Here is a 25,383-nt window from a genome sequence, read left to right as displayed (position 1 = left end):
CGTCAAATTTGTCGGGCTCAGCCGCCTCTAGGTCGGCCGGCACGATCGGCGCCGGCGCCCTTTGAGCCGCGCTGTTCCAGCCCGCGCGCATAGGCGAGCAGTTCTTCGAAATCCAGGTCGATATGCTCCTTGGCGTGGCGCTGTGCGGCGCGCATGTCGCTGCCCTTGAGCAGCCGTACATAGGTCTCGTGAGCATCTTCGGCAGGCACCGGCTCGTTGCGCGCCCGCTGGTGCAACGCGAAATACATCTGCAGCCGGCTGGTCAGCCGTTGCCACGTTTCAAGCAGCACCGAATTGTCGGCCCATTCGTGGATCAGGCCATGCAGTTGCAGCGCTGTTTCGATCTGCCGCGTCGTGTCCAGTTCGCGCGTCGCCTGCTTCACCGCCGCATGACGCCGGTCGAGTTCGTCGAAGAAGCGCTGGTCGCGAAGCGGCCAGGTCCGCGCGATGGCGAACTCGTCGAGCACCTTGTTGAGCGAATAGGCGTCGTCGATGTCCTTGGCGGTGACGTCGATGACAAAGGTTCCGGCGTAGGGAATGCTGGTCAGGATGCCTTCCTGCACCAGCTCGCGCATCGCCTCGCGCAGCGGCGCGCGGCTCACCCGCATCTGCTCGGAAATCCTGAGTTCGTTGAGCTTCTGTCCAGGTTCCAGCTGGCCGGTCAGGATCGCCCGCCGGAGCAGCCCTACGATCTCGGCCCTGCGTGTCGTATCCGCGATCGGACTGAAATCCAGCTTTGCCATTCGGCTGCTCCAGGGAACCGAAATCAAGACAAGCAGATTGTCGACAATCTGACAAGAGGCGGGTTGTGGATTTCTTGACTTCCGCTTGGCCGGCTGGCTTGCGGCGCCGGCAAGGCCGTCAGGCCGCACGGCCGCAAAGACCGACCCGTTCTTCATCGCTGAACATCACACCGGCTTCTCGAAGCCGGCGTACGTTGCGTTTTCCCCAAGGAGTTGCGTAGAACGAAACATAGCAAAAACGGCGCCCTTGGCGTGGGAGCCGAGGGCGCCGCGGAACCGGACCTGATGGGGGTTATCAGGTGGCCGGTTTCTCGGGCAGCGGCGAGACCGGCATTCCCGGGCCGATCTTCTGCAGATTGCCGGTAATCACCCGGTCGCCTTCGGCCACACCGCTCAAGATGGCGACCTGATCGCCATTGGTCGGTCCGAGCGAAACGATACGCTGGTCGACCGTGTTGTCCTTGCCGACGACATAGAGGTATTTGCCGAGCTGGCCTGAGCCGAGTGCCGTCTGCGGTACCATCAGCGCATCCGGCTGCTCTTTGACGTGCAGCCGGACGCGGACATATTGGCCGGGCAGCAGCGTGAACTTGCCGTTGCCGATCGTCGCCCGTGCCGTGATCGTGCCGGTCGAGCGATCGATCGTGTTGTCTATGAAGGTAAGATCGCCCTTCTGGCGCGGTTCCGTTTCACCGGGAAGCAGGACGTCGACACTGATCGGTCCCGCGGCCCGGGCTTCCTCGATCTGTGTCAGGTCCGTTTCGCTCGGATTGAAGGTGACGTAGATCGGATCGAGCTGCACCAGCGAATTGAGCACGGTGCCGGCAACGCTGACCAGCGTTCCAACGGAAGCCTGGCTGCGTCCGATGCGTCCCGCGAACGGGGCACGGATTTCGGTATAGCTCAAATTGAGCTCGGCGGTCCGCAAGGCGGCCTGGTTCACGGCGAGCGAGGCCTGAGCCTCACGCAAGGTGCTGGTGCGCTGGTCGAACACGTCCTTGGCGAGATAGCCGCTCTTGGCGAGTTCGCTGCCGCGCCCGAGATTGGAGCGCGCATAGTCGAGCGTCGCCGTGTCGCGCTGGATAAGCGCCTTCGCCTGCTCGAGGGCAGCCTGAAAATCCTCCGGCGCGATCTTGTAGAGAAGGTCGGCCTTCGCAACGTCGCTGCCGTCGATGGCAACCTGCTCCTGCAGATAACCCGGCACGCGCGCCTGCAGCGTGATGCTGCGGATCGGCTCCACCCGGGCGGCGTAGTCGAGATAGATCGGGATCGTCTTCTTGACGACGCTCACCACCGGCACCGGCATGACGAAGGCTTCCGGCTTGGGTGTTGCCGCCCCGGCTGTGCCGGCGTTGAGGCTGAGGCTGCCCATGTCGAGCAGGTGAACGCTCGCCACCGAAATCGCCCCAAGGGCGACGGCCGTTCCCAGCGCGATTTTCCATTTACGCATGATCAATTCTCCAGTCCTATTCAGCCGCTTCGGCCAGGGGCTCGAAGGCGGGTTCGGCAGTTGGTTGTTCGGTCGCTTCGGAAACCGGTTCGCTCTCGCTGCGGCGCTCGCGCAGCTGCTCGATCACCGCATAGAAGACCGGCACGAACACCAGCGACAGGATCGTCGCCGCGACCATGCCGCCAAAGACGGTGGTGCCGATCGACTGCCGGCTTGCGGCACCCGCACCTGTGGCGAACATCAGCGGCAGCACGCCGAGGATGAAGGCGAAGGCGGTCATCAGGATCGGTCGCAGCCGAAGCCGCGCCGCTTCCATTGCGGCGTCGACGATGCTGAGGCCTTCTTCGCGCCGGCGCCGGGCAAACTCCACGATCAGAATCGCGTTCTTGGCCGCCAGTCCGATCAGCATGACGAAGCCGATCTGCGAATAGACGTCGATCTGCATGCCGCGCAGCCACAGCACGACGAACGCACCGAACAATGCGAGCGGCACCGCCAGCAGCACCATGAACGGCATCGCCCAGCTCTCATACTGCGCGGCGAGGATCAGGAAGACAAAGACGATTGCAAGGCCGAAGACGACGGATGCGATCGATCCTGCCTTGAGCTCCTGATAGGTGATGCCGGTCCATTCGTAGCCGAAATCTCTCGGCAATGCCGTGGCAGCGGCACGCTCCATTGCCGCCACCGCCTGGCCGGACGAAAAGCCGGGGGCGGCGCCGCCATTGATCAGCGCCGACGCATTGTTGTTGTAATGCGGCACGGTCTCGGGGCCGACGATCGGCACAAGCTTGCCCAACGTGCTCAACGGCACCATGCCACCCGACGCATTGCGGACATAGAGCCGCGATATGTCGGCCGGACCGGCGCGAGAGTCCTTGTCGGCCTGGATCGTCACCCGGAAGGTGCGGCCGAACAGGTTGAAATCGTTCACATAGAGCGAGCCGAGATAGATCTGCAGCGTGTTGAAGACGTCCGGCAGGTTGAGCCCGAGCAGCTTCGCCTTGGCGCGATCGAGATCGTAGTTGAACTGTGGCGTCGAGGTCGAGAACGACGAGAACAATTGCTGCGGGTTGAGCTCCGGCTGCTTGCGCGCCTCGGCAATCACGGCTTGCGTCGCATCGTTGAGCGCCACGCTGCCGCGGCCGGTCAGGTCCTCGACCTGGAACTCGAAGCCACCAGTGGTGCCGATGCCCGGGATCGACGGCGGGTCGAAGCTCAGCGCAAAAGCCTCCGGAATTTGCAGCAGCTTGTTGCGCACCTCGGCGACGAGCTTCGAGGCGCTCTGGTCGGGGCCGCGTTCGTCCCATGGCTTCAGGATCGCGAATTCGACCGCCGAATTCGACTGCGCGGCACTGGTCAGGAAATTCAAGCCGCTGATCGAGCCGACGATGTCGACGCCGGGCGTGTTTTGCAGGATGTCGCGCGCCTTTTTCGCCACTGCATCGGTGCGTTCCAGCGAGGCCCCGTCGGGGAGCTGGATGACGACGAAGAAATAGCCCTGGTCCTCGACCGGAAGGAAGGTCGACGGCAGGCGCTGCCAGACGAAATAGGTCGCGACAAGTCCGGCCGCGAACACGCCGAGCATGATCCAGCGCAGGCGGATGAGAATGCGTACGCCATTCGCATAGGCATGCGCCAGCCGTTCGAAGCCTGTGTTGAACCAGCGGAACAGCACGAACTGGGTTTCCGGCCGGTGGCGCAGGAAGGCGGCGCTGAGCGACGGGGTAAGCGTCAGCGAGACGAAGGCCGAGATGCCGAAGGAGATCGCGACGGTCAGGGCGAACTGGTTGTAGAGTCGGCCGGACACGCCGGGAATGAAGGCGACCGGCACGAACACGGCCATCAGCACGGCGGTCGTGGCGATGATCGGGCCCGTGACCTCGGCCATCGCCGTGCGCGTGGCAGCCAGAGGTTTGAGGCCGGCCTCAAGTTGGCGTTCGACATTCTCGACGACGACGATGGCGTCGTCGACGACGAGGCCGATCGCCAGCACCATGCCGAGCAGGCTGAGCATGTTCAGCGAGAAGCCAAGCATATGCATGACGGCCAGCGTCGTTACCAGCGACACCGGAATTGCGATCGTCGGGATGATCGTGGTGCGCCAGCTTTGCAGGAAGATGAACACCACGGCGACGACCAGGACCAGCGCTTCGCCGAGCGTGATCAGCACGTCGTGCATTGAGGCCGAAACGAAACGTGTCGTATCGTAATGCATGGCGTAGCTGACGCCCTTCGGGAAACGGGCCGACAGCTCCTGCATCTTGTCCTTGACGCGCTGCTGCAGATCGAGCGCGTTGGAGCCCGGCATCTGGTAGACCGCGAGCACCACCGTCGGGTCCTTGCCGAAGAAGGCCGACGACGAATATTGCAGCGCACCGAGTTCGATGCGGGCAACGTCGCGCAGCCTGACCAGCGAGCCGTTGGCGGTATTGGCCCGTACGACGATGTCGCCGAACTCCTTGGGATCGCTCAGCCTGCCGACGGCGTTGACCTGCATCTCGAAGGCAGTGCCGGCCGGAGCCGGTGATTGCCCGATCTTGCCGGCCGCCACCTGGACGTTCTGCTCGGCGACGGCGTTCTGCACGTCGACGGCAGTAATGCCGAGATTGGCGAGCTTGTCGGGGTCGAGCCAAATGCGCATCGAATAGCGCCGCTCGCCGAAGATCTGCACGTCGCCGACGCCGGGCAGGCGCTTCAGCGGATCGACCACCTGCAGATAGGCGAGATTGCTCAGCGCGACCGGATTGACGGAACCGTCCGGCGAGGTGAGGTCGACGATCAGGACGAAGTTCGGGTTCTGCTTCTTGATCGTCACGCCGCCCTGATTGACGATGGCCGGCAACGAGGAAGCCGCCTGCGAAACGCGGTTCTGGACGTCGACGGCCGCCGTGCTCAGATCGTAGCCGACGTCGAAGGTGATGGTGATCGTCGACGAGCCGTCATTGGAGCTCGACGACGACATATAGATCATGCCTTGGACGCCGTTGATCTGCTGTTCGAGCGGTGTCGTCACCGTGTCGGCGACGACCTGCGCGCTGGCGCCCGGGTAGTGAGCGCTGACCACGACCTGGGGCGGCGTGATGTCGGGAAATTGCGAGACCGGCAGAAGAAAATAAGAGATTCCCCCGGCGAGCACCATGATGATGGCGATCGCCGACGCAAAGATCGGACGATGGATGAAGAAGTTTACCATGAGATGCATGCCTCGCCCGATGCTCTGGCCCGGCCGAAGGCCTTGGCCACCCTGGACAGCCGCCGGCTGCGCGTTGAGCCGGAATCTTCGAGAAAGCCGAAATCTTGCAGGGGACGACGCGGCGCATTGCGGCGCTCGGCCTGCTCGTCCGCCAGCGCACGCAGCATCGCCTCGAAAGACCGCGGGTCGACGCGGTCGGCTTTCATCAGCATGCGGATCATCGGATCCCTCACGACTTCATCGATCGTCAGATCATTGCGCTGCGACATCGAAGCGGCTCCTGGTTTTGACGATCCGCGGCAAGCCGCGGATCTGGTGTTCTCTTGCTCGCCGGCCGAGGCCGTGAGGTGCGGTTCGTCCCCTTGCCGATCGGGGCGGGGCTGATGACCGGCACTTGCGAATTTGACATAATGCAATGCGGGTGTTACAGGTAAGTAACATCTCTAACGTTACAGACCGGTAACACCCTAGTCAAGAGGTGCACCGAGGGAATTTCGGAAACGCAATCACGGAGGTTTTGATGACAGACGGTGTTGTGGAGCGTGTTCGCCCCCGGGACAGGATCCTGGAGACGGCACGGGACATGTTTCACAAGCATGGCATTCGCGGCGTCGGCATCGACGCCATCACCGAGGCCGCCGGCACCAACAAGATGACGCTCTACCGGCATTTCGAGTCCAAGGACGACCTGATCATCGAATGTCTGCGGGCGACCGCCTGCAGCGCCAACGCGATGTGGGAGAAGTTCGAGGCGGAGAATCCGGGCGACAAGCTGGCGCAGCTGCACGCCTGGGTCCGGATGGCGGCCGATTGCCTGATGTCGGATCGCCGCGGTTGCGACATGGCCAACGCCGCCATCGAGCTGAGCGAGGCCGATCATCCGGCAAGGCAAGTGATCAAGGAACTCAAGGAAGCGCAGCGCGAGCGTCTGGTCTCGCTGTGTCGCGATGCGGGTATCGGACAGGCCGAGCTTCTCGCCGATACGCTGTCGCTTCTGCTCGAGGGCGCCCGCGTCAGCCTGCAAAGCGTCGGCGCCGAGGGCCCGAGCGCGCAGTTCGTCCGCATGGCGGAAGGCCTGATCACTTCTTTCAGGGCCAGATAATCTCGCAAGCGGCGAAACGATCCGCGGCGTTTCGATTGCGCGCCGTGCCGCCGCGTGATGTCTCGTCCCATCGCGATGTGCCATCTCGCGTCTCCCTTGCCGATCCTCCGCAGCAGCATTGCTGGCGCGGCGTTGTTTGCTGGTCGCGAGGCAGGATAGGGCCGCTGGCGAACCGGTGAGAGTGACAAGTGTGACAGGATTCCGCCCCGATAAGCCGCGGCAGTCGCAGCGAAGCTCATCGATCCGCGGATCAGCAATCGTGTGCGGTGCCAGTCACGATCCCAGCATCGCCCGCTATCCCGGCGCCGGAACAAAAAAAGCCCGCTGCCGGGAGGAGGTGGCAGCGGGCTCGATTTCGAATACGGCACGGGAGGAGGTGTACCGCACTCAGCGTCGGCATCGCATCTGGGAGGAGTAGATGGCCGACACCTGCGAAACTATCAATTGCCCAATGATTCGGCAACCAAAAAAGTTGCATAGGTGATGTGCAGATTTGCGGTATCAACCGAATCTTAACGATCGAGGCCCGAGCGACCATCGCCCCCGCACGACATCACTGCACCGGGACATTTTCCTTGAAGATCAGGCGCGGCTCGATGAATTTCCGCGTCAGATAGGGCGCCGACGAGGCGATCGAGCCGAGCAGGCGAATGACCGACTGTTCGGCGATCAGCCGCGCATTCTGGTCGATGACGACGTCGAGCAGATCGTCGACCAGATAGCCGCGCGTCTCGCGCGTCAGGTCATGGCAGATGAACACCGGCTTCGTCCGCGGCCTGGCTTCGAGCAATGCTTTTGCCACGCCCGAGCGCCCGGCGCCGATACAGTAGATGCCGAGCAGCTCCGGCTCGTTGTGCAGCGCCTTCATGGTCGCGGTATAACTGACCTCCGGCTCGTCGTTGATCTCGACGGCGCTGGTGACGGTCAGATTGGGGAACTCCTCGCCGAGCACTGAGCGAAAGCCCATTTCGCGTTCCTCGTGGCCGCGATAGGAACGTGAGCCGACCACCATCGCCAGATGGCCCTGGCGGCCGCCGAGGAACCGTCCCATCAGCAGCGCCGCGGTGCGGCCGGCCACTCTGTTGTCGATGCCCACATAAGCTGAGCGCGGCGCGCCGGGAACGTCGGACACCAGCGTGACCAGGCGGATGCCGGCCTCGACGATCTCGCGCAAGATGTTGCGCGTTCTCGGATGGTCGATGGCGATGACGCCGACACCGTTCGCCTTGAGAGAGAGGTTTTCGACGGCCGTCTGCAAGGCACTCGGCGAGATGCCGGCGAGCTTGTGGATGCGGCAGGAGGCGACCAGCGGCAGGCGCGCCGCATAATCCTCGATGTGCCTGGCCAGATCGGCCATGAAGGCATTGCTGCCCATCGGCAGGAAGAATTCGAGATGTGCCGGCCGCGAGGGCAACGCGACCTGGTCGACGACCGGCAGATAGCCGAGCTGCTTGGCCGCCTCCATCACGCGCTGCCGGTTGGCGGCACTCGCCCCCGGCCGGTTGTTGAGCACACGGTCGACCGTCGCGGTCGACAGGCCGCAGCTCCTGGCAATATCCGAAACGGTGGCTTTCATGTCGCAACCATGTGGCGATGCGATCCAGTGCCTCGACGATAAGCCCGGCCCGGCTGCTCACCCGGGCCGTTGCGTGCCCTCGGCCAGCGCGTCACGGATCTCCTTGTCCGACATGCCGGTGATGACGCGCTCGACTTCGGCGACGCTGGTCTTCTTCGGGTCGATATCGTCGGCGACCACCTTGCCGCGGCGCATGACGACGATGCGGTCGACCACCTGGAAGACATGATGGATGTTGTGGGCGATGAAGATGCAGGAATGGCCGGAATCGCGGGCACTGCGCACGAAGCTCAGCACCCCTTGCGTTTCGGCGACGCCGAGATTGTTGGTCGGCTCGTCTAGGATGATAAGGTCGCTGTCGAAATGCATGGCGCGCGCAATCGCCACCGCCTGCCGCTCGCCGCCGGAGAGTGAGCCGATCGGCGTCGTCGGCGGGATGTTCTTCGAGATGCCGACCTGCTTGAGCAGGTCACGGGCAACCACGTTCATCGCCTCCTGGTCCATGCGGTTGAGGAAACGCGGCGGCTTGATCGGCTCGCGTCCGAGGAACAGGTTACGGGCGATCGACAGCTGCGTCACCAACGCGGAATCCTGGTAGATCGTCTCGATGCCATGGGCGATGGCGTCGCTGGTACTGCGCAAATTCACCTTCTTGCCGCCGATAAAGATGTCGCCGCTGGTCAGCGGGACCGCGCCCGACAGCACTTTGATCAGCGTCGACTTGCCGGCGCCGTTGTCGCCGAGCAGTCCGACGATCTCTCTTTCGTTGACATGGAAATTGGCATCAACCAGCGCCTGCACGCGCCCATAGGACTTGCGGATATTTTCCATGCGGACAAGCGGTTCGGCCATGGTTCAAGTCCCTGCCTGATGCCGGCGTTCCAGCCATGAGTGGAGCGCCATCATGCCGAGGATGATGGCGCCGATGAAGATGTTGTACGCAAGGCCCGGCACACCGATCAGCACGATGCCGTTGCGCATCACGCGCAGGATCAGGATACCGAGCACCGTGCCGATGATTGTGCCGCGCCCGCCGGTCAGCGCCGTGCCGCCGATCACTACCATGGCGATGACTTCGAGCTCGTAGCCGGTGCCGCTGTTGGGGTTGGCCGCCGAGGTACGCAGCGAGGAGATGACGCCGGCGAGCGAGGCCAGGATCGACGACAGGATGAACAGGCCGATCTTGACGCCGCTGACATTGACGCCGCGCGCCCTTGCGGCACTCGGGTTGCCGCCGGCCGCCTGGATCCAGTTGCCGGTCCGGCTCTGCGTCAGCACGTAGCCGAGCGCGATTGCGGCGGCGATGAACCAGAACAGCGACATATAGATACGGAACGGCCCGATGAAGAAATCGCCGACCAGGGCTTCCGCCAGCCAGCTGCCCTCGGCGCTCCAGGTCCGCTGCGGAAACCCGCTGGTGACGAACAAAGCGGTGCCGCGCACCACCAGCAGCATGCCAAGCGTCACCAGGAAGGACGGGATCTTGAGCTGCGTCACGAACCAGCCATTGACCAGTCCGATGAAGGCAGCGACCACCAGCGCAACGACGAAGGCGGCTTCGAGCGAGGCGACGCCGCTGTTGAACAAGGTCCACATCAGGACCGGCGAGAAGCCGAACACCGAGCCGACCGAGAGGTCGAATTCGCCTGATGTCATCAACAGCGTCATCGCCAGCGCGATCAGCCCGAGTTCGACCGTGAAGGCCAGCGTGTTCGAGATGTTTTGCGGCGACAGGAAGTCGTGGTTGATGCCCCAGAACACGGCGATCTCGATGACGAGCAGCACGAACGGCCCGAACTCAGGCCGCGCGATCGAGCGTTGGATAAGAGAACGATTTTCCACCTTGGACCCGCGATAGGATTGGATTTGGCCGAGACCGCAAGCGGTTCGGCGGAATGATGAGACGGTCACGGCCGCCGAAGCGGCCGTGACCAACTCGATCGCGGACCTATTTGCCGGACAGGATCTTGTCGTATACCGCGGCGGTGTCCTTCTCGTAGAGCGCGCCGGTGATCACGTCGAAGCCTGGCGGGATACCGCTTGCCGCCATGTTGGCGAGCGAGAGCGCGACGTAGCTGGTCGCCTGCGGATCCTGCCACTGCGCGGCATTGACGTAGCCGTTCAGCACTTCCTGAGTGGTGTCGAGCGAGTTGCCCCAACCGACGACCGGGATTTCGCCCGGCTTGACGCCGACCTGGTCGAACACTCGCTTGATCGAACCGGTGACCAGGTCGCCGAGGCCGATAACCGCCTTGACCTTGGCCCTGTTGGCGGTGAGGTAATCGACCATGCGGTTGATCACTTCGGCCTGGTCGAGCGTCGCTTCGGTGATTTCGTAGGTGATGCCGAGCGGCTCGAACACGCTCTTGATGCCTTCCTCTTCCTGGACGCCATAGGTGGCGCCGGGAATCTCGACCGGCATCCAGACGAAGTCGCCCTTCTTCACCAGGCCCTTGTCGACCAGATACTGCGCCCAGTGCTTGCCGAAGGTGACGTTGTCGCCGCCGACATAGGCGTTGAAGTCCGCCTTCGGGTCGGGCGTGTTGAAGTTGATGATCGGGATGTTCGCCGCCCGCGCTTCCTTGACGATCTCGACAAGGCTGCCCGGATCAGGGCTGGTCGTGGTGATGCCGTCGGCCTTGGCGGAAATCGCGGCGCGAATAGCCTCCTGCTGCGACGCCACGTCGCCATTGTGGAACGATGTGTTGACAGTGTTGCCGGTGTCCGCCGCCCATTGCTTGGCCCCGGCAAGGAAGTAGGTCCAGACCGGATCGGCCGGGCCGCCATGCGAAATCCAGTAGAACGTCTTGGCCTGTGCCGCGGCCGGAATGGCCAGCGCCACTACCAAGCCAAGTACAAGCAGTCTTAGCCTCGTCAGCATGTGATTTCCTCCCATTTGAACCGAACTCCTCCTCCGACGACGATCACCGCGAAAGGCCGTGCGCGGCCAAAACGGTGGTGCGCATTTTGCCAGCGTCGACCTGGGCGCATTAGAGCATTCCCTTTTTCGATCGATGGCAAGCCTCCATCCGCCAATGGACGTTGGCGCAATGCACGACGCCATCAGCAATCCCATCAGATTGCATCAGTTTGGCTGATATTTTCCAGGCGGCCGACGATCGGCCCTGCGACCGTCACGCAATGCCGCGCGGCGGCGCGCCGAGCACGGATTGCTCTAGGTCGATAAGCGTCCCGGTCATCAGCCCGGAGGCGTCGCTGAGCAGGAACAGCGTTAGCTGGGCGACTTCGTCCATGGTCAGCAATCGACCAAGCGGCAGGCCGGCGGCGGCGATCTTTGCCCAGTTTTCGCCCTTGCCCAGCGTGCGCGCCTGCATCTCTTGTTCGGCCGGCGTCGCTACCCAGCCCATGTTGATGCCGTTGACGCGGATGCGATCGGAAAGATGCGCGTTGGCAATGTTTCTGGTCAGCGTCGAAAGCGCGCCCTTGGTGGCGGAATAGATGGCAAGGTCCGGCGCACCGCAATGCGCATTCACCGACAGTATGTTGACGATGGCGCCCGCCGCCTGCCGTGTCTTCATGTCGGCTACGGCCGCTTGCATGAGGAAGAACGGCGCGCGCGCATTGACGGAAAACAACCTGTCCCAGTCGTCGATTGTGCCAGTTTCCAGCGAGGCCCGGTCGGTGAGGGCCGCAGCGTTCACCAGACAATCGATGCGGCCGAGTCTTTTGATCGCTTCCGCCATGACAGCTGCAGGCGCGGCCGGATCTCCAAGCTCGGCCTGGATGAAGACGACGGGCCGGCTTGGTCGTGAAAGCTCTTCGGCGATGCGTGCGCCACGCTCGGCATTGCGGCCGACAATGGCGATCCCTTCGCCGCCGCCGGCTGAGGCCAGCCGGGCGATGGTCTCGCCAAGCCCTTGCGTCCCGCCGGTAACGACAAGGGTCTTGCCCTCAAGAGCGACGATCAATGGACTCTCCCGAATGCCGACGAGCAGGTAATTTCCAATCAGAGAATTCTAGATCTATCGGATGTGAGGCTGGGGGACTAGATGAGGTCGGCCCTTGCGAGGTCACGCATCAGATGGCTGGCGCCGTAGGTCCAGTGTGGGCAGTCGGGTGACAGCCGCACGCGGTTGACCAAGGCACCGAACTTCTCCGACGATATGGTGACGATGTCGCCGACCTTGTGGGTAAAGCCTTTGCCTGTTTCGCCGCGATCCTTCGACGGCACGAACATCGTGCCGAGATAGAGTGCCAGCCCGTCCGGGTATTGATGATGTGGCCCCATGGCGGCGGCGACCAACTCTTCTGGCGAGCGGCTGATCTCGGCCATCGAACTGGCGCCCTCCAGCGAGAACCCATCCTCGCCTTCGACTTTCAACCGTACGATCGCCTGCTTCACGTCGCCGATGGAAAATGTCTCATCGAACAGCCGGATAAAGGGGCCAAGTGCTGCCGAAGCGTTGTTGTCCTTGGCTTTGCCGAGCAGCAGCGCCGAGCGCCCCTCGACGTCGCGCAGGTTGACGTCGTTGCCGATCGTCGCCCCGACGATCCTGCCGCTGCTCGCAGCAATCATGGCGATCTCCGGCTCCGGATTGTTCCATGTCGAAACCGGATGCAGGCCGACATCGGCGCCGAAGCCGACCGAGGCCATCGGCTGGCATTTGGTGAAGATCTCGGCATCGGGGCCTATGCCGACTTCCAGATATTGCGACCAGGCGCCGCGCGCAATCAGCTTGGCCTTGATCTCCATCGCTTCCGGCGAGCCGGGCTTGAGCTTCGACAGGTCGTGGCCGATCAGCCCGGCGATGTCGGCGCGAATGGCGTCGGCCTTTTCCGCCGAACCGCGCGCCTGCTCCTCGATCACCCGTTCGAGCAGGCTGACGACAAAGGTGACGCCAGACGCCTTGATCGCCTGCAGGTCGACGGGGGACAGCAGGTACGGTTTCCCCGGATCGCGCGCTGTCTCGAAACTGTTGGCCGCAATGGCATCGAGCGGGCCGATCGGCCGCCCCTTTGCCGAGCGGACGTGCGCTGCCGGATCCGGCAATTCGCAAACGTCGCGTACGGTCGGTGCCACATTTGACATGATGTCGAAGACCGTGCCGTCACGCACCGTGACCACCAGCGGATGGGAAGCATCGCTCGCCCGGGCGCGGCCCACGAAGAGGCCTTCGGCGGGCAAATGTGTGGCGTTCGTCATGGCTTGTATTTCCTGTTGTCTTGTCCTTCGGCCGCGGCACTTTCAACAAATTCCCGCCAAAGGTCTATCCCGCTTGCAGGGCGAGCTTTGTCAATTCTTTGGGTCTTCGCATCGCTGGACCTTGATCGAGCCTGACGTGCGCCAACGGCGACGGAAAACGCTCTTTCAAAATAATGAAACCGTCGCTAGGGTTTTTCACCTACTGAAGTCTCCAGGTGACGCTTGCTCTTACGGTTTTCCGACCCAATCTGGCAGAAGCCGCGGACAGCCACCGCGTTCCAGTCGCTTTTTCCAGCCGGCCAATGCGTCGATGTCGTCATCGTCGGCGGCGGCATCATGGGGCTGTCAACGGCCTTGCACGCTGCCCGGCTCGGCCTTGCGGTCCAGGTGCTGGAGGCCGGCGAAATTGGCAATGGCGCGTCCGGTCTGAACGGCGGTCAGGTTATTCCTGGCCTGAAATACGATCCGGACTGGCTGCTGGAGCATTTTGCTCTCGAACGCGGTGAGGCGCTCGTCAACTTTGCCGCCTCGACGGCGGACGCCGTCTTCGAATTGATCCGCGACGAAAAACTGGCGGTGCCGTTCGTTCGCAATGGCTGGATTCAGGCCGCGCACACCGAGACCGCGCTGATAGCGGCGGCGAATCGGGATCGGCAGTGGCGGGCGCGGGGCGCCGATGTCCGGTTGCTGAGCGGGACGGAGATCGCGACGATGACCGGCGCGCAAGGCTATCTCGGCGGCTGGCTCGATCGCCGTGCCGGCGTCATCGATCCGCTCGCCTACACGTCGGAACTGGCGCGCGTCGCTGCAGCGGCAAGCGTAAAGATCGCCGAGCGCCAGAACGTGATGCAGATCAGCAAGGATGCTGGTATTTGGCACGTTGCCACGGAAAGCGGCGCCGAACTCAAGGCCAGGGCGGTCGTCCTGGCGACCAACGCCTATACTGGCGGCCTGCTTCCCGGCCTCGCCGAGACGATCGTCCCGCTGCATTCCTTTCAGATCGCGACAGCGCCGCTATCGTCCAATCTCGCGGCGGCGATCCTGCCGGAGGGGCAGGCGGTTTCGGATTCGCGCCGCATCCTCGTCTATTACCGCAAGAGTGCCGATGGTCGGCTGGTGCTTGGCGGACGCGGCCGCATGGCCTTGCCGAACGGCCCGGCCGACTGGGCGCATCTGGAACGCGCGCTGCTGCGACTCTACCCGGCGCTGTCCGACGTGGCCATTGAAAAGCGCTGGTTCGGCCGGGTTGCAATGACGCCGGACCATCTCCCGCATATCCACGAGCCAGAGAAGGGTCTGCTGGCGGTGGTTGGCTGCCAGGGCCGCGGCATCGGCCTGATGACCGCCCTTGGCGAGCGCATCGCCTCCTACCTGTCGAGCGGCGACACCAGGCAATTGCCGTTCCCGATCTCGCCGATCCGGCCGATTCCGTTTCACGCCTTTCGGCAGGTCGGCGTTGCCGCGACCATCGCCTGGTACCGAATGCTGGACGCCTTCGAACGCTGACGTTCATTCCCGAACGTGAAACAGCTTGACAGCTTCACGAATATGAAAAAAGCTTAGTCGATTTCAAATACCATAGGCAGTCGATGTCGACCATCGCCGCAACCCAGCCGCTGCCGGAAACCCGGTCTTCGCCGGGTTTCCGTTTCGCCATGCTGCTGCCGGGCGGGCTCGTCACCTTTGTGCTGATCCTTTTCGCCCTTGGCCTTGTGTTCTTCCTCGCCTTCCGCGGCAATGACGGCTCGCTGCTGGGGGCTGGTTTCACCCTTGCTAATTTCGTCACCGTGGCAACCGATCCGCTGTACTGGACGGTGACGCTGCGCTCGCTGGGTATCGCCGGCGTGGTGACGCTGGCAACGGTCGTCACGGCGTATCCTGTCGCCTACTATCTGGCCTTTCATGCCGGGCGGCGACGCGGGCTGCTGCTGTTCCTGCTGACCCTGCCGTTTTGGACCAGCTATCTGCTGCGCGTCTTCGCTTGGAAGATCGTGCTTGCCTATAATGGCGTGCTCAACTCGGCGCTGATCGAAAGCGGCATCTGGTCGGAGCCGACATTGGCCTTTCTCAACACACCGGCAGCGGTCGTCGTCACGCTTGCCCACGCTTATGCCCCGTTCGCCATCCTGCCCATCTATGTGGCGCTGGACACGATCCCGAAATCGCTGCTCGAAGCCGCTTCCGATCTCGGCGCAAAACCGTTCACCAGCTTCCGCCGCATCGTGCTGCCCAATTCGATGCCGGGCGTGCTGGCGGCGGCCCTCGTCGTCTTCGTGCCGACCGTCGGCGACTATGTCACCCCGGCGTTGGTCGGCGGCCCGGCCAGCACCATGATCGGTACGCTGATCCAGGCCGAGTTCGGCAAGGCAAATGACTGGCCGTTCGGCGCCGCACTCGCCGTCGCCGTCATGCTGGTCATTCTCGCCGTGGTGCTGGTGGTGCGCTTCGCCGACCGCCGATACGGCAGCCGCACATGAACACGGCGCGTATCGATGCAAGGCAGGGCGGCGGCTGGCTGGGAGCCTACGTCCTTGCCTATCTGGTGTTCCTGTATCTGCCGATATTGCTGATCCCGCTGTTTTCCTTCAACGATTCGATCCAGGCGGCGTTTCCGCTGCAAGGCTTCACGCTTGAGTGGTACGGCACGCTTTACGGCAATTCGGCGCTGTCCAGCGCGCTTGCCACCAGCCTCGTCATCGGCGCAACTGCTGCCACTGGCGCAACACTCTGCGGCGTGACCGTGTCCTATATGGACCTCTACGGCCGCTCGCCGCTGGCCGCCACGATCAGTGCTATAGCGCGGCTGCCGATCCTGATCCCAGGCGTCATCGTCGGCATATCGCTGCTCATCCTGGTCAACCTCGCCGGCTTGGGGCCGTCGCGCATTGCCATTGTGCTCGGCCATGTGTTGGTGGCGCTGCCGACGACGGTGGTGGTCATGCGCAGCCGCTTCGCCGCCATCCCGAAGACCATCCGCGAGGCAGCGCTCGACCTCGGCGCTTCCGACTGGACGACCTTCAGACGGGTGATGCTGCCGCTCAGCCTGCCGGCCATTATTTCGGCGTTCATGCTGGCCTTCCTGACCTCCTTCGACGAGTTCATCGTCGCCTTCTTCCTTGCCGGCACCGAGCCGACGCTGCCGCTTTATGTCTGGAGCCAGCTGCGCTTCCCGAAATCGCTGCCGACCGTCATGGCGCTCGGCACCGCGATCCTGGCCGTGTCGTTTCTCATCGCCGCACTCGCCGAAATGCTTCGCCATCGCGGGCTTGCTGCCACCCGGCGGTCAGCGCGCGCCAACCTGTCAAAACCAGAAGAAACCGAAGGAGGAGAACTGCAATGGCATTCGACCTGAAATCGATAACGGCAAAGACAGCGAAAACCGGACTGGCTGCCTTCGCGCTGGCGCTTGCGTCGACTGTCGCCTTTGCCGGGGACAAGCTGCAATATTTCACCTGGTCGGGTTATGAACTGCCCGACTTCAACAAGAGCTTCCTCGCCGCGCACCCCGATGGTGTCGAAGCTTCGATGTTTGGCGACGACGATGACGCTTTCACCAAGGTCAAGGCCGGCTTCCGCCCCGATATCGCGCACCCATGCTATGACAAGGTGGCGCGCTGGAACAAGGAAGGCCTGCTGCAGCCGATCGACACCAAGCGCATCAAGAACTGGGATTCGATCTTCCCGGTCTTCAAGAACCTGCCCGACCTGCAGGCCGGCGACGGCAAGGTCTGGATGGTGCCGTGGGACTGGGGCAATACCGCGATCCTCTATCGCACCGATCTGGTGAAGAACCCGGAAGCCAGTTGGAACCTGCTTTGGGACAAGCAATATGCCGGGCGGATGGCGACCATCGATGCCGTCCACGACACACCGGTGGTGGCGGCCCTTCTCGCCGGCGTCAATCCATTCGACATGACACCGGAACAGATGGACAAGGTGGCAGAAAAACTTCGCGAGCAGCGCCCGCTGCTCTCGAACTACACCACCGACATGACCTCGGTCGAGCAAGCATTGGCGAGCGGGCAGCTGGTCGCGGCCATGACCTGGAACGCCTCGGCCACCTCGCTGAAGAAGCAGGGCGTGCCTGTCGAGTTCATGAAGCCGAAAGAAGGCATGCTGACCTGGGCTTGCGGCTTCGTCATGCTCAAGGACGCCAAGAACGTCGACCTAGCCTATGACTTCATCAACAGCCGGCTGGAGACGGATTCCGGAAAGTATCTGATCCAGGCCTACGGCTATGGCAGCTCGATCAGCTCGGCTTTCGCCGCCGTGCCGAAGGAGGAGTTGGAGAAACTGCAGCTGCCTTCCGATCCCGAGGTGATGCTGAAGACCACGATCTTCACCGGGCCGATGAAACAGAATGACGAACTCGCCAAGATGTTCGAGAAGGTCAAGGCGGGCGGCTGAGTTCGTACTTCCTTCTCCCCTTGCGGGAGAAGTGTCGCCGAAGGCGACGGATGAGGGGTGTTCCAGATGGCACCGACGGCACTCCGGCCAACACCCCTCATCCGTCTCGGCGCTTCGCGTCGATCCACCTTCTCCCACAAGGGGAGGGAAAACCTTACCAAATAAGGACGAACGAATGGACATGCTGGACGAAGCGGCTGAGAAGCCGAAGGATGACGCCGACGTCAGGGTCGGCCGGCGCGTGCGGGCGCTCAGGCTGGAGCGCAATCTCTCCCTGGCCGAACTCGCCGCCAAAGCCGGCGTCTCGATCGGTGCGCTGAGCCAGATCGAGCGCGGCATGTCGTCATTGCGGGTGCGAGTGATCTGGCCGCTTGCCGCCGCCCTCGACATCGAGCCGTCGGCGCTGATTGTTGATGGCAACGATGCCGGCAACGATCTGTATTGCGTTCGCGCCAACAGCCGGCGTCAGATCCCGGTCAAGTCGGAAGGCATCGCCAAGGCGCTGCTGTCGCCGCCGGCTGCCACGCTGACCGGGATGCTGGTGACGGTGGAAGCCGGTGGCGGCACCGCCGAAGCCTACGCCCATGCCGGCCATGAATTCGGCTTCGTCCTGTCGGGCGAGGTCGAGCTGGTGGTCGATTCGACCAGATACGGGCTGAAGGCCGGTGACAGCTTCGCCTTCAAGAGCACCTTGCTGCATGCCTTCCGCAATCCGGGCAGCGAGCGCTGCCAGATCCTGTGGGTCAACACCACCAAGCCGTCCGAGGTTCGTGATGGCGCCTGATCCGCTCGTCCGGCTGGACAAGGTCTCCAAGATTTTCCCCGGCGGCATCGTCGGGCTCGACACTGTCGATCTCAATATTTCGCGCGGCGAGTTCCTGACCCTGCTCGGACCGTCCGGCTGCGGCAAGACCACCAGCCTGCGGGTCATCGCTGGTTTCGAAGGCCCGTCGAGCGGCAGGGTCCTGCTCGAAGGGCGCGACATCACGGGGCTCAGGCCCTTCGACCGCCCGGTCAACACCGTATTCCAGGACTACGCGCTGTTTCCGCACATGAACGTCGCCGAAAATGTCGGCTTCGGCTTGTCGCTGCGCAAGCTCGCCGGTGCCGAACAGGCGAAGCGCGTCGGCGCGGCGCTCGACATGGTCGGCCTTGCCGACAAGCTCGGCGCCCGCGTGTCCGAACTGTCGGGTGGCCAGCGCCAGCGCGTCGCGCTTGCCCGCGCCATAGTCTGCGAACCGCGCGTGCTGCTGCTCGACGAGCCGCTGTCGGCGCTCGATGCGCATCTGCGCGAACAGATGCAGGTCGAGTTGAAGCGCCTGCAGTCGCGCCTCGGCACCACTTTCGTCATGGTCACGCACGATCAGACCGAGGCGCTGTCGATCTCTGACCGCATCGTCGTCATGAACAAAGGCCGCATCGAGCAGACCGCGCCGCCGGCGACCCTCTACGACCGGCCCGCAACCAAATTCGTCGCCAGCTTCATCGGCACGATGAACCTTCTGCAGTCGCGCTTTGTCGGCCGCGACGGCGAGCGCTTGCGGTTCGCCGCCGGCGCCCTGCCGCTGGAAGCGGTTTCGGAGACGGGCGAACTGCCTGGCGAGGGCACGGTGCGCACCATCGGCGTGCGTCCGGAGGATCTTTTGGCGACGACCGAGGCCACGGCCGGCACTGTACCGGTGCGGGTGAACAGCATCGTCTTCCACGGCCGCACCTTGCGCCTTCATGCAGAGCTGGGGCAGGGGACACAGGTGGTGATCGACGCGCCACGCCCGACAGAGGGTTCTCAATTCAGCGTCGGCGATGTGGCGCATATCAGCCTGCGCCGCGGCGCCAACTGCCCTATGCTGCCCAGCTAGTCTGATTTTCAACTTCCAGAAAACCGGAGTGTTCCCACACTATCGGCAACGGGGCGCAGAGTTCGAATTCCTGCTCGGCAGGGCTTCCTCGACAGCTGAAATCGCGGGTGTTGGCGCGGAAAGCATTCAGCGCCCGTTGCGTTTCCATTTGACGAGTTCTCTGTTTGTTCTAAATTTCTCGGTCGGATACAATTTGCCGGACGAGAGATCAATTATGAGTGGGCAACCTGCATTCGGAGCCGCGAACAACGGCCAGACCTTTTTCCGATGGGAGCGGTCCAAGCGACGTTTCGACGACCGCATATTCTTCGCCATCTTGGCTGAGAGCGCGGTCGCTGGTCCCTTGGCGCGAAAGGCTATCGCCTTGAATCGAGAGTTAGGGCTGCAAGGCTGGTTTGTTCCGGAAAAGCACATCCATATCTCGCTCGTCGGCCTCGGTGACCATGATGGGTATCCGGAAGAGCTGGTTGAAATCGCTCGGCATATCGGCTCGATGATCGTTGCAAAACCGTTCGATGTTTCTTTCGATCGCCTGACGGCTTTTGGTGGTGGTTCGCTGGTTCTGCGCAACGGTGACAGCAATCCAGCGCTCCAAGAATTCTGGCGCAATCTCACCGCTCTGATTTCCGACAGCCCGCTAAAGCTCTTTCTCACGAAGTCCATTGAACCGCATGTTACGCTGCTTCGTGACGAAGTCCGTGTCCCCAGGATTTCGCGAACGGTCGATTGATCCAATTGGCTGGACAGTCCGGGATTTTGTGCTGATCCACAGTGTAATCGGCAAGGGGATTTACCGCGAGCGCGCACGTTGGCAATTGAACGGCCAAGACGATGCCTTGGCCGGGATGTAGAGCCCCCGCACGATATTCATCATCCTGACATGGCATGTCAGCTGTCTCGGGATTGACGATGGCAGGCCAGCACGCGACCCGCTACTTCCAATGCGTCTTAACAGGAGGAACCCCCATGACGATCACGGAAATTGCCAAGGATTTCACCGAGCTCCTCAAGCAGGGCGATCACCAAGGTGCTGCTGAGAAGTACAATGCCGACGACGTCGCCAGCTACGAAGCCATGGAGGGGCCGATGGCCGTCTCCCGTGGCAAGGAAGCTCTGAAGCAAAAGAACCAGTGGTGGCAAGAGAACAACGAAGTGCATGGCGGTTCGGTCGAGGGCCCATATGTCAACGGCGACCAGTTCGCAGTGCGCTTCAAGTTTGACATAACGCCCAAAGCTACCGGCGAACGTGCCACCATAGATGAGGTTGGTCTGTACACGGTCAAGAACGGCAAGATCACAGAAGAGCGGTTCTACTATTGAGGCCGGAAATACCACCGGCTTCCGGGAGCCGCTGCAAGGTTGAACAATAAGCATGGCGGCCGGGAGGATGACCTGGCCGTCTTCGAGAAGCTCAGATCGTTTTGACGTAACCCGCCAACTGATCCGCCACCGTGCCCCAGCCGTCGTAGAAGCCCATCTCCTCGTGGCTGTTGCGCGTGGCTTCGTCGCGGTGGATGGCGGTCGCGGTGTAGCGCGTCGCCTCGCCCCGCGATTGCAGCGATATGACGGCTGTAATGAACGGGTCGCCTGACGGCCGGTAGCCTGGCAGCAGCGCATCGGTCCACACCAGCCGCTCGTCCTGGACGATCTCGAGGTAGCAGCAACGCCTGTCGTTGACCTCCTTGCCGTCGGGCGACTGCATGCGGGTGCGGAACAGGCCGCCGGGCCGCAGGTCGATCTCGCAATCGGTGATGATCCACGGCTTCGGCGTGAACCATTGGCGGACATGCTCGGGCTTCGTCAAGGCCATCCACAGCAGTTCGCGCGGCGCCTCGATCGACCGTTCGAGCACGAGGTCGAGCTTCGGATCGGGTTGGAACAACGGAGCCATGTTCATCTGTCTTTCTCCTTGAGTTTCAGCACGTAGTCGTCGAACTGGTCGAGACGGCGCTCCCACAGCGCTCGCTGCTCGGCCAGCCAGTTTTCCGCGAGCTTCAGCGGCTCCGGCGCGAGCCGGTAGGTCCTGACGCGGCCTGCCTTCTCCGAATGCACCAGCCCGCAGCCTTCCAAAACCCTGAGATGCTCGATGAACGATGGCAGGGCCATCTCGAACGGCTGGGCAAGCTCGCTGACCGAGGCGGGGCTTCGGTTCAGTCGCTCGACCACGCGTCGCCGGGTCGGATCGGCGAGCGCCCGGAAAATGCCGTCGACGGGCGGGGGGCTTTCGGTCTGCAGGCTCGTCATAGTCGTTTCCTTGCCTCGGCCATTCCGCGTGACCAGAGTTGGCTTAGAAACACTTAGGGAAATTCCTTACTATTGGCAAGGGCGAAAATCATGGATGCCCGGCAAGGCCGCTGGAAAACTGCGAGGTGCGGTTTTAGGGTGCCGTCAGATTCGACCGGTCCGAGGATCCGTTTTTGACGATCACCATGTATGGCATCACCAATTGCGATACGATCAAGAAGGCCCGTTCCTGGCTGGCGAGCCATGATGTTGCCTATCGCTTTCATGACTACAGGGTCGACGGGCTGGATGCGGATCGGCTGAACGGCTGGTCAGGCAAAGTCGGCTGGGAAATTCTGCTCAACAAGGCGAGCACGACGTTTCGCGAACTGTCGGGGGAGGACAGGATGGGCCTGGATGAAAGGAAGGCCAAGGCGCTGATGCTGGCAAAGCCGACGATGATCAAGCGTCCGGTGCTGGAACTTGGCGATCGCATACTGGTTGGCTTCAAGCCTGATGTTTATCAAGAGGCGATCGGTAGGAAGTAGAACCGACCGACCGCGATCCGTCGCGCCCCCCTCTGTCCTGCCGGCATGAATATCGATCGTATCAGACGCTTGTGGTTTTCCCATGCAAATAGCTCGCCAGCGCGACCGCATTATTATGGGCCTCGTCATGCGCGCCGTAGAGCAGCGTCACCTTGCCCTCACGCAGCAAGGCGCGCAGTTCCGCCACCGCCTCGCCGTTCCGGTCGAGCTCATCGCTGTATCGCCGCTGGAACTCCGCCCAGCGCGCCGGCTCATGGCCAAACCATTTGCGCAACGCGTCGCTTGGCGCGATGTCCCTCAGCCATAGCGTCAGCGCCGCGTCCTGCTTGGCGATGCCGCGCGGCCATATGCGGTCCACCAGCACCCGCTGCCCGTCATCGGGCGACGGCGGCTCATAGATGCGCTTGACCGCGAGTTCCATTGCCAACCCCGCATGCGTCACCGGCGCGGCTGCGTGCTGGTGCTCTTAAACCCACTCGCCCTTGCGCATCACCGGCACGCGGCTGCTGTCCTTGTGGACGCCGTCTATATCGATCTTGTCCGAGCCAATCATCCAGTCGATGTGGATGAAACTCTTGTTGCCGCCGCGCGCCGCGATCTCGTCCTGGCTGAGCGAGGCGCCGTCGACAAAGCACTTCGAGTAGCACTGGCCAAGCGCGATGTGGCAGGCGGCGTTCTCGTCGAACAGCGTGTTGAAAAACAGCAGCCCGCTCTTGGCGATCGGCGAGGAATGCGGCACCAGCGCCACCTCGCCGAGACGGCGCGAGCCTTCGTCGGTATCGAGCACCTTCTGCAGCACATCCTCACCTTTCGAGGCCTTGGCCTCGACGATGCGGCCCGCCTCGAAACGCACCGCAATGCCGTCGATCAGCGTGCCCTGGTAGGACAGAGGCTTGGTGCTCGTGACGTGGCCTTCGACGCGCCTTGCATGCGGCGTGGTGAAAACCTCTTCGGTCGGGATGTTCGGGTTGCAGGTGATGCCGTTCTTGGCGGTCGAGGCGCCGCCCATCCACTCGTGGCCGTCGGCCAGCCCGACGGTCAGGTCGGTGCCGGGGCCGGTGAAATGCAGTGCGTGGAAATTGTGGCCGTTCAGCCATTCGGTGCGGCTCTTCAACGCCGCATTGTGCGCCGTCCAGTTGCCGATCGGGTCTTCGACGTCCACCCGCGAGGCGGCAAAGATGGCATCGGCGAGCTTGGCCACGGCGACGTCTTCGGCATCGTCCGCGAAAACCTGCTTGGCCCACGCCTGATCGGGATAGGCCACGATGTTCCAGTTGATCTCGAAGCCGGTGATCTTCTCAAGCGCCGGCTGATAGGCCATCGAATTTGCCTTGTTGGCACGCGCCACCTTTGCCGGGTCCTGAGACGAAAGCAGCGAGGGATCCTCGCCGCGCACGGCAAGCCTCGCCGCATTGTCGGCGAAGGCTTTTGCCATGCCTTCATAGAGCCAGCCGGCGGCGCGGTCAAAACCGGCGTCGGCGCCGTAGCGGAAGCGCGCGAGAGTGATCTCGTCGTCGTTGAAGATCGGCGTCACCAGGCCGGCACCTGCCTTGTAGGCGTGCTCGACGATCCGCCGCGTCAGAGGCAGCGCGGCGATAGACGAGGTCAGCACCAGATCCTGACCCGGCTGCAATTGCAGCCCGACCTTGACGGCGACCTCCGCCAGCCTGTCGAGCTTCACCGGGTCGATGGTTGCGGAAACGCCGCGCGAATGTGTGGTCATGATCCTGCCTGCCGTGATTGGGGACTGCGTCTTACATAGACCGGCGTTACCGACCTTTCCACTCTGATGACGCCGGCAGGTCTAGCTGACGCTCTCGAGCGACCTGAACTGCGCCATCGTCGCCTCGATCTCTTCGCGCACCCAGATCTTGAAATCCCTGACCTTGCGGCTTTCGCCCTTGCTGGCCGAAGTCACCAGCCAATAGCCGAGCCCGCTCTGGGCGCGTATGCCGAACGGCGCAACGAGACGGCCGTCGACCAGCGCGTCGGCGGCCAGCAATTGCCAGCCGAGCATGACGCCGTGACCGGCAATCGCCGATTCCAGGCACAGCATCGGATCTGTGAAGCGCGCCTTTCATGAAGGTGACCGGCTCCACCCCGGCCGCTTCGAACCAGCTCTCCCAACTGATCATCGATCTTTCGTCTGTGATCGCACAAGTCAAAGCAAGGTCCTCGATCGATTTCAGCTTGCTGGCGATCACCGGTGCACAGACCGGAAACACCTCTTGCGCCAGCAGCAATTCGGCCCGCCCGCCCGGCCATTTGCCGTCGCCGAGCCGGATGGCGACGTCGATGTCCGAACGATCGAAATCGGCAAGCCGCACCGAGGCATCGATGCGCAGGAGCACGTTCGGATGCCGGGCAAAATGCCGCGATAGCCGCGGCAGCAGCCATTTCGAGGCGAACGCCGGCGCCACCGAAACCACCAGCGTGCACTCCGAGCTTTCATCGGCAAGCGCCACCGCCTGTGCGAGTTCGCGAAACCCGGCGCTGAGCCGCGCGGTAAAGACGGCACCGAATTCCGTCGCCACCAGGCCAGCTGGCGTTCGTTCGAACAGCGCCCGGCCGAGCTGCTTTTCTGTCCGGTTGATCTGCTGGCTGACGGCGCTGACCGAGACGTTGAGCTCGCCGGCCGCCGCCGCAAGCGAGCCCAGGCGGGCAACGGTTTCCACGGCGCGCAAGCCGTTGAGATGGACGCGGTTCAGAGTAGCCATACAGTTTTTCTAAACTCGAGCGGCGGAAATCTCAATTGCCAGACGCTAACGAACGGCGGATTCTAAGTGGGTTACGCAGAGTGAGGAGGCAAATCCGATGAAGATTTTATCATGGCTCGGCGCCTTTTCCTCGATCGGGACGCAGCCACACCGGCACGACAGCGAGGCCATCAGCTGGGTGACCGATCCGCTGTCGCATCCGGTGCTCGACACCATGTCGGAGCGCGAACTCGCCGACATGCCGTTCAGGCTGACCGCGCGTCGCACTCGCTTCGAGACGGCCTCGACAAGAACCTGCTGCGGTTGAGTCTCCTGAAGAAGCACCTCGGGCGAGCCAACCGCCGACGCGGCTGCGCAACCCTTCTGGCCCAACAAAAGGCGGATTGTCTCACCGGCAG

25 protein-coding genes and 1 pseudogene are annotated in these 25,383 nt (G+C 62.9%); 11 read left to right on the top strand and 15 right to left on the bottom strand.

The genetic code is table 11. From position 1 onward, the window contains the following. Positions 1-17 precede the first annotated feature (17 nt). The 4 genes from NKJ17_RS19770 to NKJ17_RS19755 all read right to left on the bottom strand — a co-directional run bounded on the left by NKJ17_RS19770 (position 18) and on the right by NKJ17_RS19755 (position 5,658). Positions 18-743, bottom strand: a complete 726-nt coding sequence (locus tag NKJ17_RS19770) for a GntR family transcriptional regulator (protein ID WP_352473393.1) — start codon at positions 741-743, stop codon at positions 18-20. 295 nt (positions 744-1,038) lie between these two features. Further along, entirely contained in the window at positions 1,039-2,193 is a 1,155-nt protein-coding gene (locus NKJ17_RS19765; protein ID WP_352689762.1) for an efflux RND transporter periplasmic adaptor subunit, read from the bottom strand. Positions 2,194-2,209: 16 nt separating this feature from the next. Beyond that, the gene (locus tag NKJ17_RS19760) at positions 2,210-5,389 is read right to left on the bottom strand and encodes an efflux RND transporter permease subunit (protein WP_352505458.1); all 3,180 of its coding nucleotides are present in this window, start codon (positions 5,387-5,389) and stop codon (positions 2,210-2,212) included. Further along, positions 5,383-5,658 (bottom strand): hypothetical protein, encoded by a 276-nt coding sequence (locus tag NKJ17_RS19755; RefSeq protein ID WP_352476600.1) that lies wholly within the window; start codon positions 5,656-5,658, stop codon positions 5,383-5,385. The genes NKJ17_RS19760 and NKJ17_RS19755 overlap by 7 nt, the downstream gene beginning before the upstream one ends. A 251-nt stretch (positions 5,659-5,909) precedes the next feature. On the opposite strand from NKJ17_RS19755, the gene NKJ17_RS19750 reads away from it, so the two are divergent. Beyond that, positions 5,910-6,491, top strand: a complete 582-nt coding sequence (locus tag NKJ17_RS19750; RefSeq protein WP_031211029.1) for a TetR/AcrR family transcriptional regulator — start codon at positions 5,910-5,912, stop codon at positions 6,489-6,491. 553 nt (positions 6,492-7,044) lie between these two features. Here the strand turns inward: NKJ17_RS19750 and NKJ17_RS19745 are convergent. The 6 genes from NKJ17_RS19745 to NKJ17_RS19720 form a co-directional block, all read right to left on the bottom strand. After that, complete coding sequence (locus NKJ17_RS19745; RefSeq protein WP_352505276.1) at positions 7,045-8,067, bottom strand: LacI family DNA-binding transcriptional regulator; 1,023 nt, start codon at positions 8,065-8,067, stop codon at positions 7,045-7,047. Between the two features lie 57 nt (positions 8,068-8,124). Continuing rightward, the gene (locus tag NKJ17_RS19740) at positions 8,125-8,919 is read right to left on the bottom strand and encodes an ATP-binding cassette domain-containing protein (protein WP_352505275.1); all 795 of its coding nucleotides are present in this window, start codon (positions 8,917-8,919) and stop codon (positions 8,125-8,127) included. A 3-nt stretch (positions 8,920-8,922) separates the two neighbouring features. After that, positions 8,923-9,909, bottom strand: a complete 987-nt coding sequence (locus NKJ17_RS19735) for an ABC transporter permease (protein ID WP_254820392.1) — start codon at positions 9,907-9,909, stop codon at positions 8,923-8,925. Positions 9,910-10,015: 106 nt separating this feature from the next. Next, positions 10,016-10,948, bottom strand: coding sequence for a sugar ABC transporter substrate-binding protein (locus tag NKJ17_RS19730; RefSeq protein WP_352505274.1), 933 nt, complete (start codon positions 10,946-10,948; stop codon positions 10,016-10,018). 253 nt (positions 10,949-11,201) lie between these two features. Continuing rightward, positions 11,202-11,996 (bottom strand): SDR family oxidoreductase, encoded by a 795-nt coding sequence (locus NKJ17_RS19725; protein WP_254820394.1) that lies wholly within the window; start codon positions 11,994-11,996, stop codon positions 11,202-11,204. A gap of 77 nt (positions 11,997-12,073) precedes the next feature. Next, entirely contained in the window at positions 12,074-13,231 is a 1,158-nt protein-coding gene (locus NKJ17_RS19720) for a fumarylacetoacetate hydrolase family protein (RefSeq protein ID WP_352505273.1), read from the bottom strand. A 222-nt stretch (positions 13,232-13,453) separates the two neighbouring features. On the opposite strand from NKJ17_RS19720, the gene NKJ17_RS19715 reads away from it, so the two are divergent. From NKJ17_RS19715 to NKJ17_RS19680, 8 genes are all read left to right on the top strand, one after another. After that, positions 13,454-14,737 (top strand): NAD(P)/FAD-dependent oxidoreductase, encoded by a 1,284-nt coding sequence (locus NKJ17_RS19715; RefSeq protein WP_352505272.1) that lies wholly within the window; start codon positions 13,454-13,456, stop codon positions 14,735-14,737. Between the two features lie 83 nt (positions 14,738-14,820). Beyond that, positions 14,821-15,708, top strand: coding sequence for an ABC transporter permease (locus tag NKJ17_RS19710; protein ID WP_352505271.1), 888 nt, complete (start codon positions 14,821-14,823; stop codon positions 15,706-15,708). Continuing rightward, on the top strand, positions 15,705-16,583 hold the full coding sequence (locus NKJ17_RS19705; protein WP_352689761.1) for an ABC transporter permease: 879 nt from the start codon (positions 15,705-15,707) through the stop codon (positions 16,581-16,583). Before NKJ17_RS19710 ends, NKJ17_RS19705 begins: the two co-directional genes overlap by 4 nt. Next, on the top strand, positions 16,568-17,638 hold the full coding sequence (locus NKJ17_RS19700) for an ABC transporter substrate-binding protein (protein WP_352505269.1): 1,071 nt from the start codon (positions 16,568-16,570) through the stop codon (positions 17,636-17,638). The genes NKJ17_RS19705 and NKJ17_RS19700 overlap by 16 nt, the downstream gene beginning before the upstream one ends. Positions 17,639-17,813: 175 nt before the next feature. Next, positions 17,814-18,422, top strand: coding sequence for a cupin domain-containing protein (locus NKJ17_RS19695; RefSeq protein ID WP_254820400.1), 609 nt, complete (start codon positions 17,814-17,816; stop codon positions 18,420-18,422). After that, positions 18,412-19,497, top strand: a complete 1,086-nt coding sequence (locus NKJ17_RS19690; RefSeq protein ID WP_352505268.1) for an ABC transporter ATP-binding protein — start codon at positions 18,412-18,414, stop codon at positions 19,495-19,497. The genes NKJ17_RS19695 and NKJ17_RS19690 overlap by 11 nt, the downstream gene beginning before the upstream one ends. 28 nt (positions 19,498-19,525) lie before the next feature. Beyond that, complete coding sequence (locus NKJ17_RS19685; protein WP_352689760.1) at positions 19,526-20,227, top strand: 2'-5' RNA ligase family protein; 702 nt, start codon at positions 19,526-19,528, stop codon at positions 20,225-20,227. A gap of 236 nt (positions 20,228-20,463) precedes the next feature. Continuing rightward, positions 20,464-20,817, top strand: a complete 354-nt coding sequence (locus NKJ17_RS19680; protein ID WP_352505266.1) for a SnoaL-like domain-containing protein — start codon at positions 20,464-20,466, stop codon at positions 20,815-20,817. Between the two features lie 91 nt (positions 20,818-20,908). Here the strand turns inward: NKJ17_RS19680 and NKJ17_RS19675 are convergent, their stop codons facing one another. After that, on the bottom strand, positions 20,909-21,388 hold the full coding sequence (locus tag NKJ17_RS19675; protein WP_352505457.1) for an SRPBCC family protein: 480 nt from the start codon (positions 21,386-21,388) through the stop codon (positions 20,909-20,911). A gap of 2 nt (positions 21,389-21,390) precedes the next feature. Beyond that, entirely contained in the window at positions 21,391-21,741 is a 351-nt protein-coding gene (locus NKJ17_RS19670) for an ArsR/SmtB family transcription factor (RefSeq protein ID WP_254820403.1), read from the bottom strand. A 173-nt stretch (positions 21,742-21,914) separates the two neighbouring features. Here NKJ17_RS19670 and NKJ17_RS19665 point away from each other — a divergent pair, with 173 nt between their 5' ends. Next, positions 21,915-22,268, top strand: coding sequence for an ArsC family reductase (locus NKJ17_RS19665; protein ID WP_352505265.1), 354 nt, complete (start codon positions 21,915-21,917; stop codon positions 22,266-22,268). 61 nt (positions 22,269-22,329) lie between these two features. Here NKJ17_RS19665 and NKJ17_RS19660 read toward each other — a convergent pair whose 3' ends face one another. The 3 genes and pseudogenes from NKJ17_RS19660 to NKJ17_RS19650 all read right to left on the bottom strand — a co-directional run bounded on the left by NKJ17_RS19660 (position 22,330) and on the right by NKJ17_RS19650 (position 24,985). Beyond that, entirely contained in the window at positions 22,330-22,695 is a 366-nt protein-coding gene (locus NKJ17_RS19660; protein ID WP_352505264.1) for a DUF488 domain-containing protein, read from the bottom strand. 39 nt (positions 22,696-22,734) lie between these two features. Beyond that, positions 22,735-23,991: an aminopeptidase gene (locus NKJ17_RS19655; RefSeq protein ID WP_352505263.1), complete on the bottom strand. Its 1,257-nt coding sequence runs from the start codon at positions 23,989-23,991 to the stop codon at positions 22,735-22,737. Between the two features lie 81 nt (positions 23,992-24,072). Beyond that, a pseudogene (locus NKJ17_RS19650) lies at positions 24,073-24,985 on the bottom strand (LysR substrate-binding domain-containing protein). 97 nt (positions 24,986-25,082) lie between these two features. Here NKJ17_RS19650 and NKJ17_RS19645 point away from each other — a divergent pair. Further along, positions 25,083-25,292, top strand: a complete 210-nt coding sequence (locus NKJ17_RS19645) for a hypothetical protein (RefSeq protein WP_352505262.1) — start codon at positions 25,083-25,085, stop codon at positions 25,290-25,292. Positions 25,293-25,383 lie beyond the last annotated feature (91 nt).

Source organism: Mesorhizobium sp. M0208 (assembly GCF_040322015.1).
In the GTDB taxonomy this organism is placed as follows: Bacteria; Pseudomonadota; Alphaproteobacteria; order Rhizobiales; family Rhizobiaceae; genus Mesorhizobium.
This window is presented reverse-complemented; position numbering and strand designations above follow the sequence as displayed.

Bases quoted from the DNA above. Each gene is read 5' to 3' on its own strand.
- NKJ17_RS19740 (WP_352505275.1), bottom strand. From the start codon at position 8,919: ATGGCCGAACCGCTTGTCCGCATGGAAAATATCCGCAAGTCCTATGGG.
- NKJ17_RS19720 (WP_352505273.1), bottom strand. From the start codon at position 13,231: ATGACGAACGCCACACATTTGCCCGCCGAAGGCCTCTTCGTGGGCCGC.
- NKJ17_RS19760 (WP_352505458.1), bottom strand. From the start codon at position 5,389: ATGGTAAACTTCTTCATCCATCGTCCGATCTTTGCGTCGGCGATCGCC.
- NKJ17_RS19750 (WP_031211029.1), top strand. From the start codon at position 5,910: ATGACAGACGGTGTTGTGGAGCGTGTTCGCCCCCGGGACAGGATCCTG.
- NKJ17_RS19730 (WP_352505274.1), bottom strand. From the start codon at position 10,948: ATGCTGACGAGGCTAAGACTGCTTGTACTTGGCTTGGTAGTGGCGCTG.
- NKJ17_RS19645 (WP_352505262.1), top strand. From the start codon at position 25,083: ATGAAGATTTTATCATGGCTCGGCGCCTTTTCCTCGATCGGGACGCAG.
- NKJ17_RS19755 (WP_352476600.1), bottom strand. From the start codon at position 5,658: ATGTCGCAGCGCAATGATCTGACGATCGATGAAGTCGTGAGGGATCCG.
- NKJ17_RS19770 (WP_352473393.1), bottom strand. From the start codon at position 743: ATGGCAAAGCTGGATTTCAGTCCGATCGCGGATACGACACGCAGGGCC.
- NKJ17_RS19680 (WP_352505266.1), top strand. From the start codon at position 20,464: ATGACGATCACGGAAATTGCCAAGGATTTCACCGAGCTCCTCAAGCAG.
- NKJ17_RS19705 (WP_352689761.1), top strand. From the start codon at position 15,705: ATGAACACGGCGCGTATCGATGCAAGGCAGGGCGGCGGCTGGCTGGGA.
- NKJ17_RS19765 (WP_352689762.1), bottom strand. From the start codon at position 2,193: ATGCGTAAATGGAAAATCGCGCTGGGAACGGCCGTCGCCCTTGGGGCG.
- NKJ17_RS19655 (WP_352505263.1), bottom strand. From the start codon at position 23,991: ATGACCACACATTCGCGCGGCGTTTCCGCAACCATCGACCCGGTGAAG.
- NKJ17_RS19700 (WP_352505269.1), top strand. From the start codon at position 16,568: ATGGCATTCGACCTGAAATCGATAACGGCAAAGACAGCGAAAACCGGA.
- NKJ17_RS19675 (WP_352505457.1), bottom strand. From the start codon at position 21,388: ATGGCTCCGTTGTTCCAACCCGATCCGAAGCTCGACCTCGTGCTCGAA.
- NKJ17_RS19745 (WP_352505276.1), bottom strand. From the start codon at position 8,067: ATGAAAGCCACCGTTTCGGATATTGCCAGGAGCTGCGGCCTGTCGACC.
- NKJ17_RS19710 (WP_352505271.1), top strand. From the start codon at position 14,821: ATGTCGACCATCGCCGCAACCCAGCCGCTGCCGGAAACCCGGTCTTCG.
- NKJ17_RS19670 (WP_254820403.1), bottom strand. From the start codon at position 21,741: ATGACGAGCCTGCAGACCGAAAGCCCCCCGCCCGTCGACGGCATTTTC.
- NKJ17_RS19695 (WP_254820400.1), top strand. From the start codon at position 17,814: ATGGACATGCTGGACGAAGCGGCTGAGAAGCCGAAGGATGACGCCGAC.
- NKJ17_RS19690 (WP_352505268.1), top strand. From the start codon at position 18,412: ATGGCGCCTGATCCGCTCGTCCGGCTGGACAAGGTCTCCAAGATTTTC.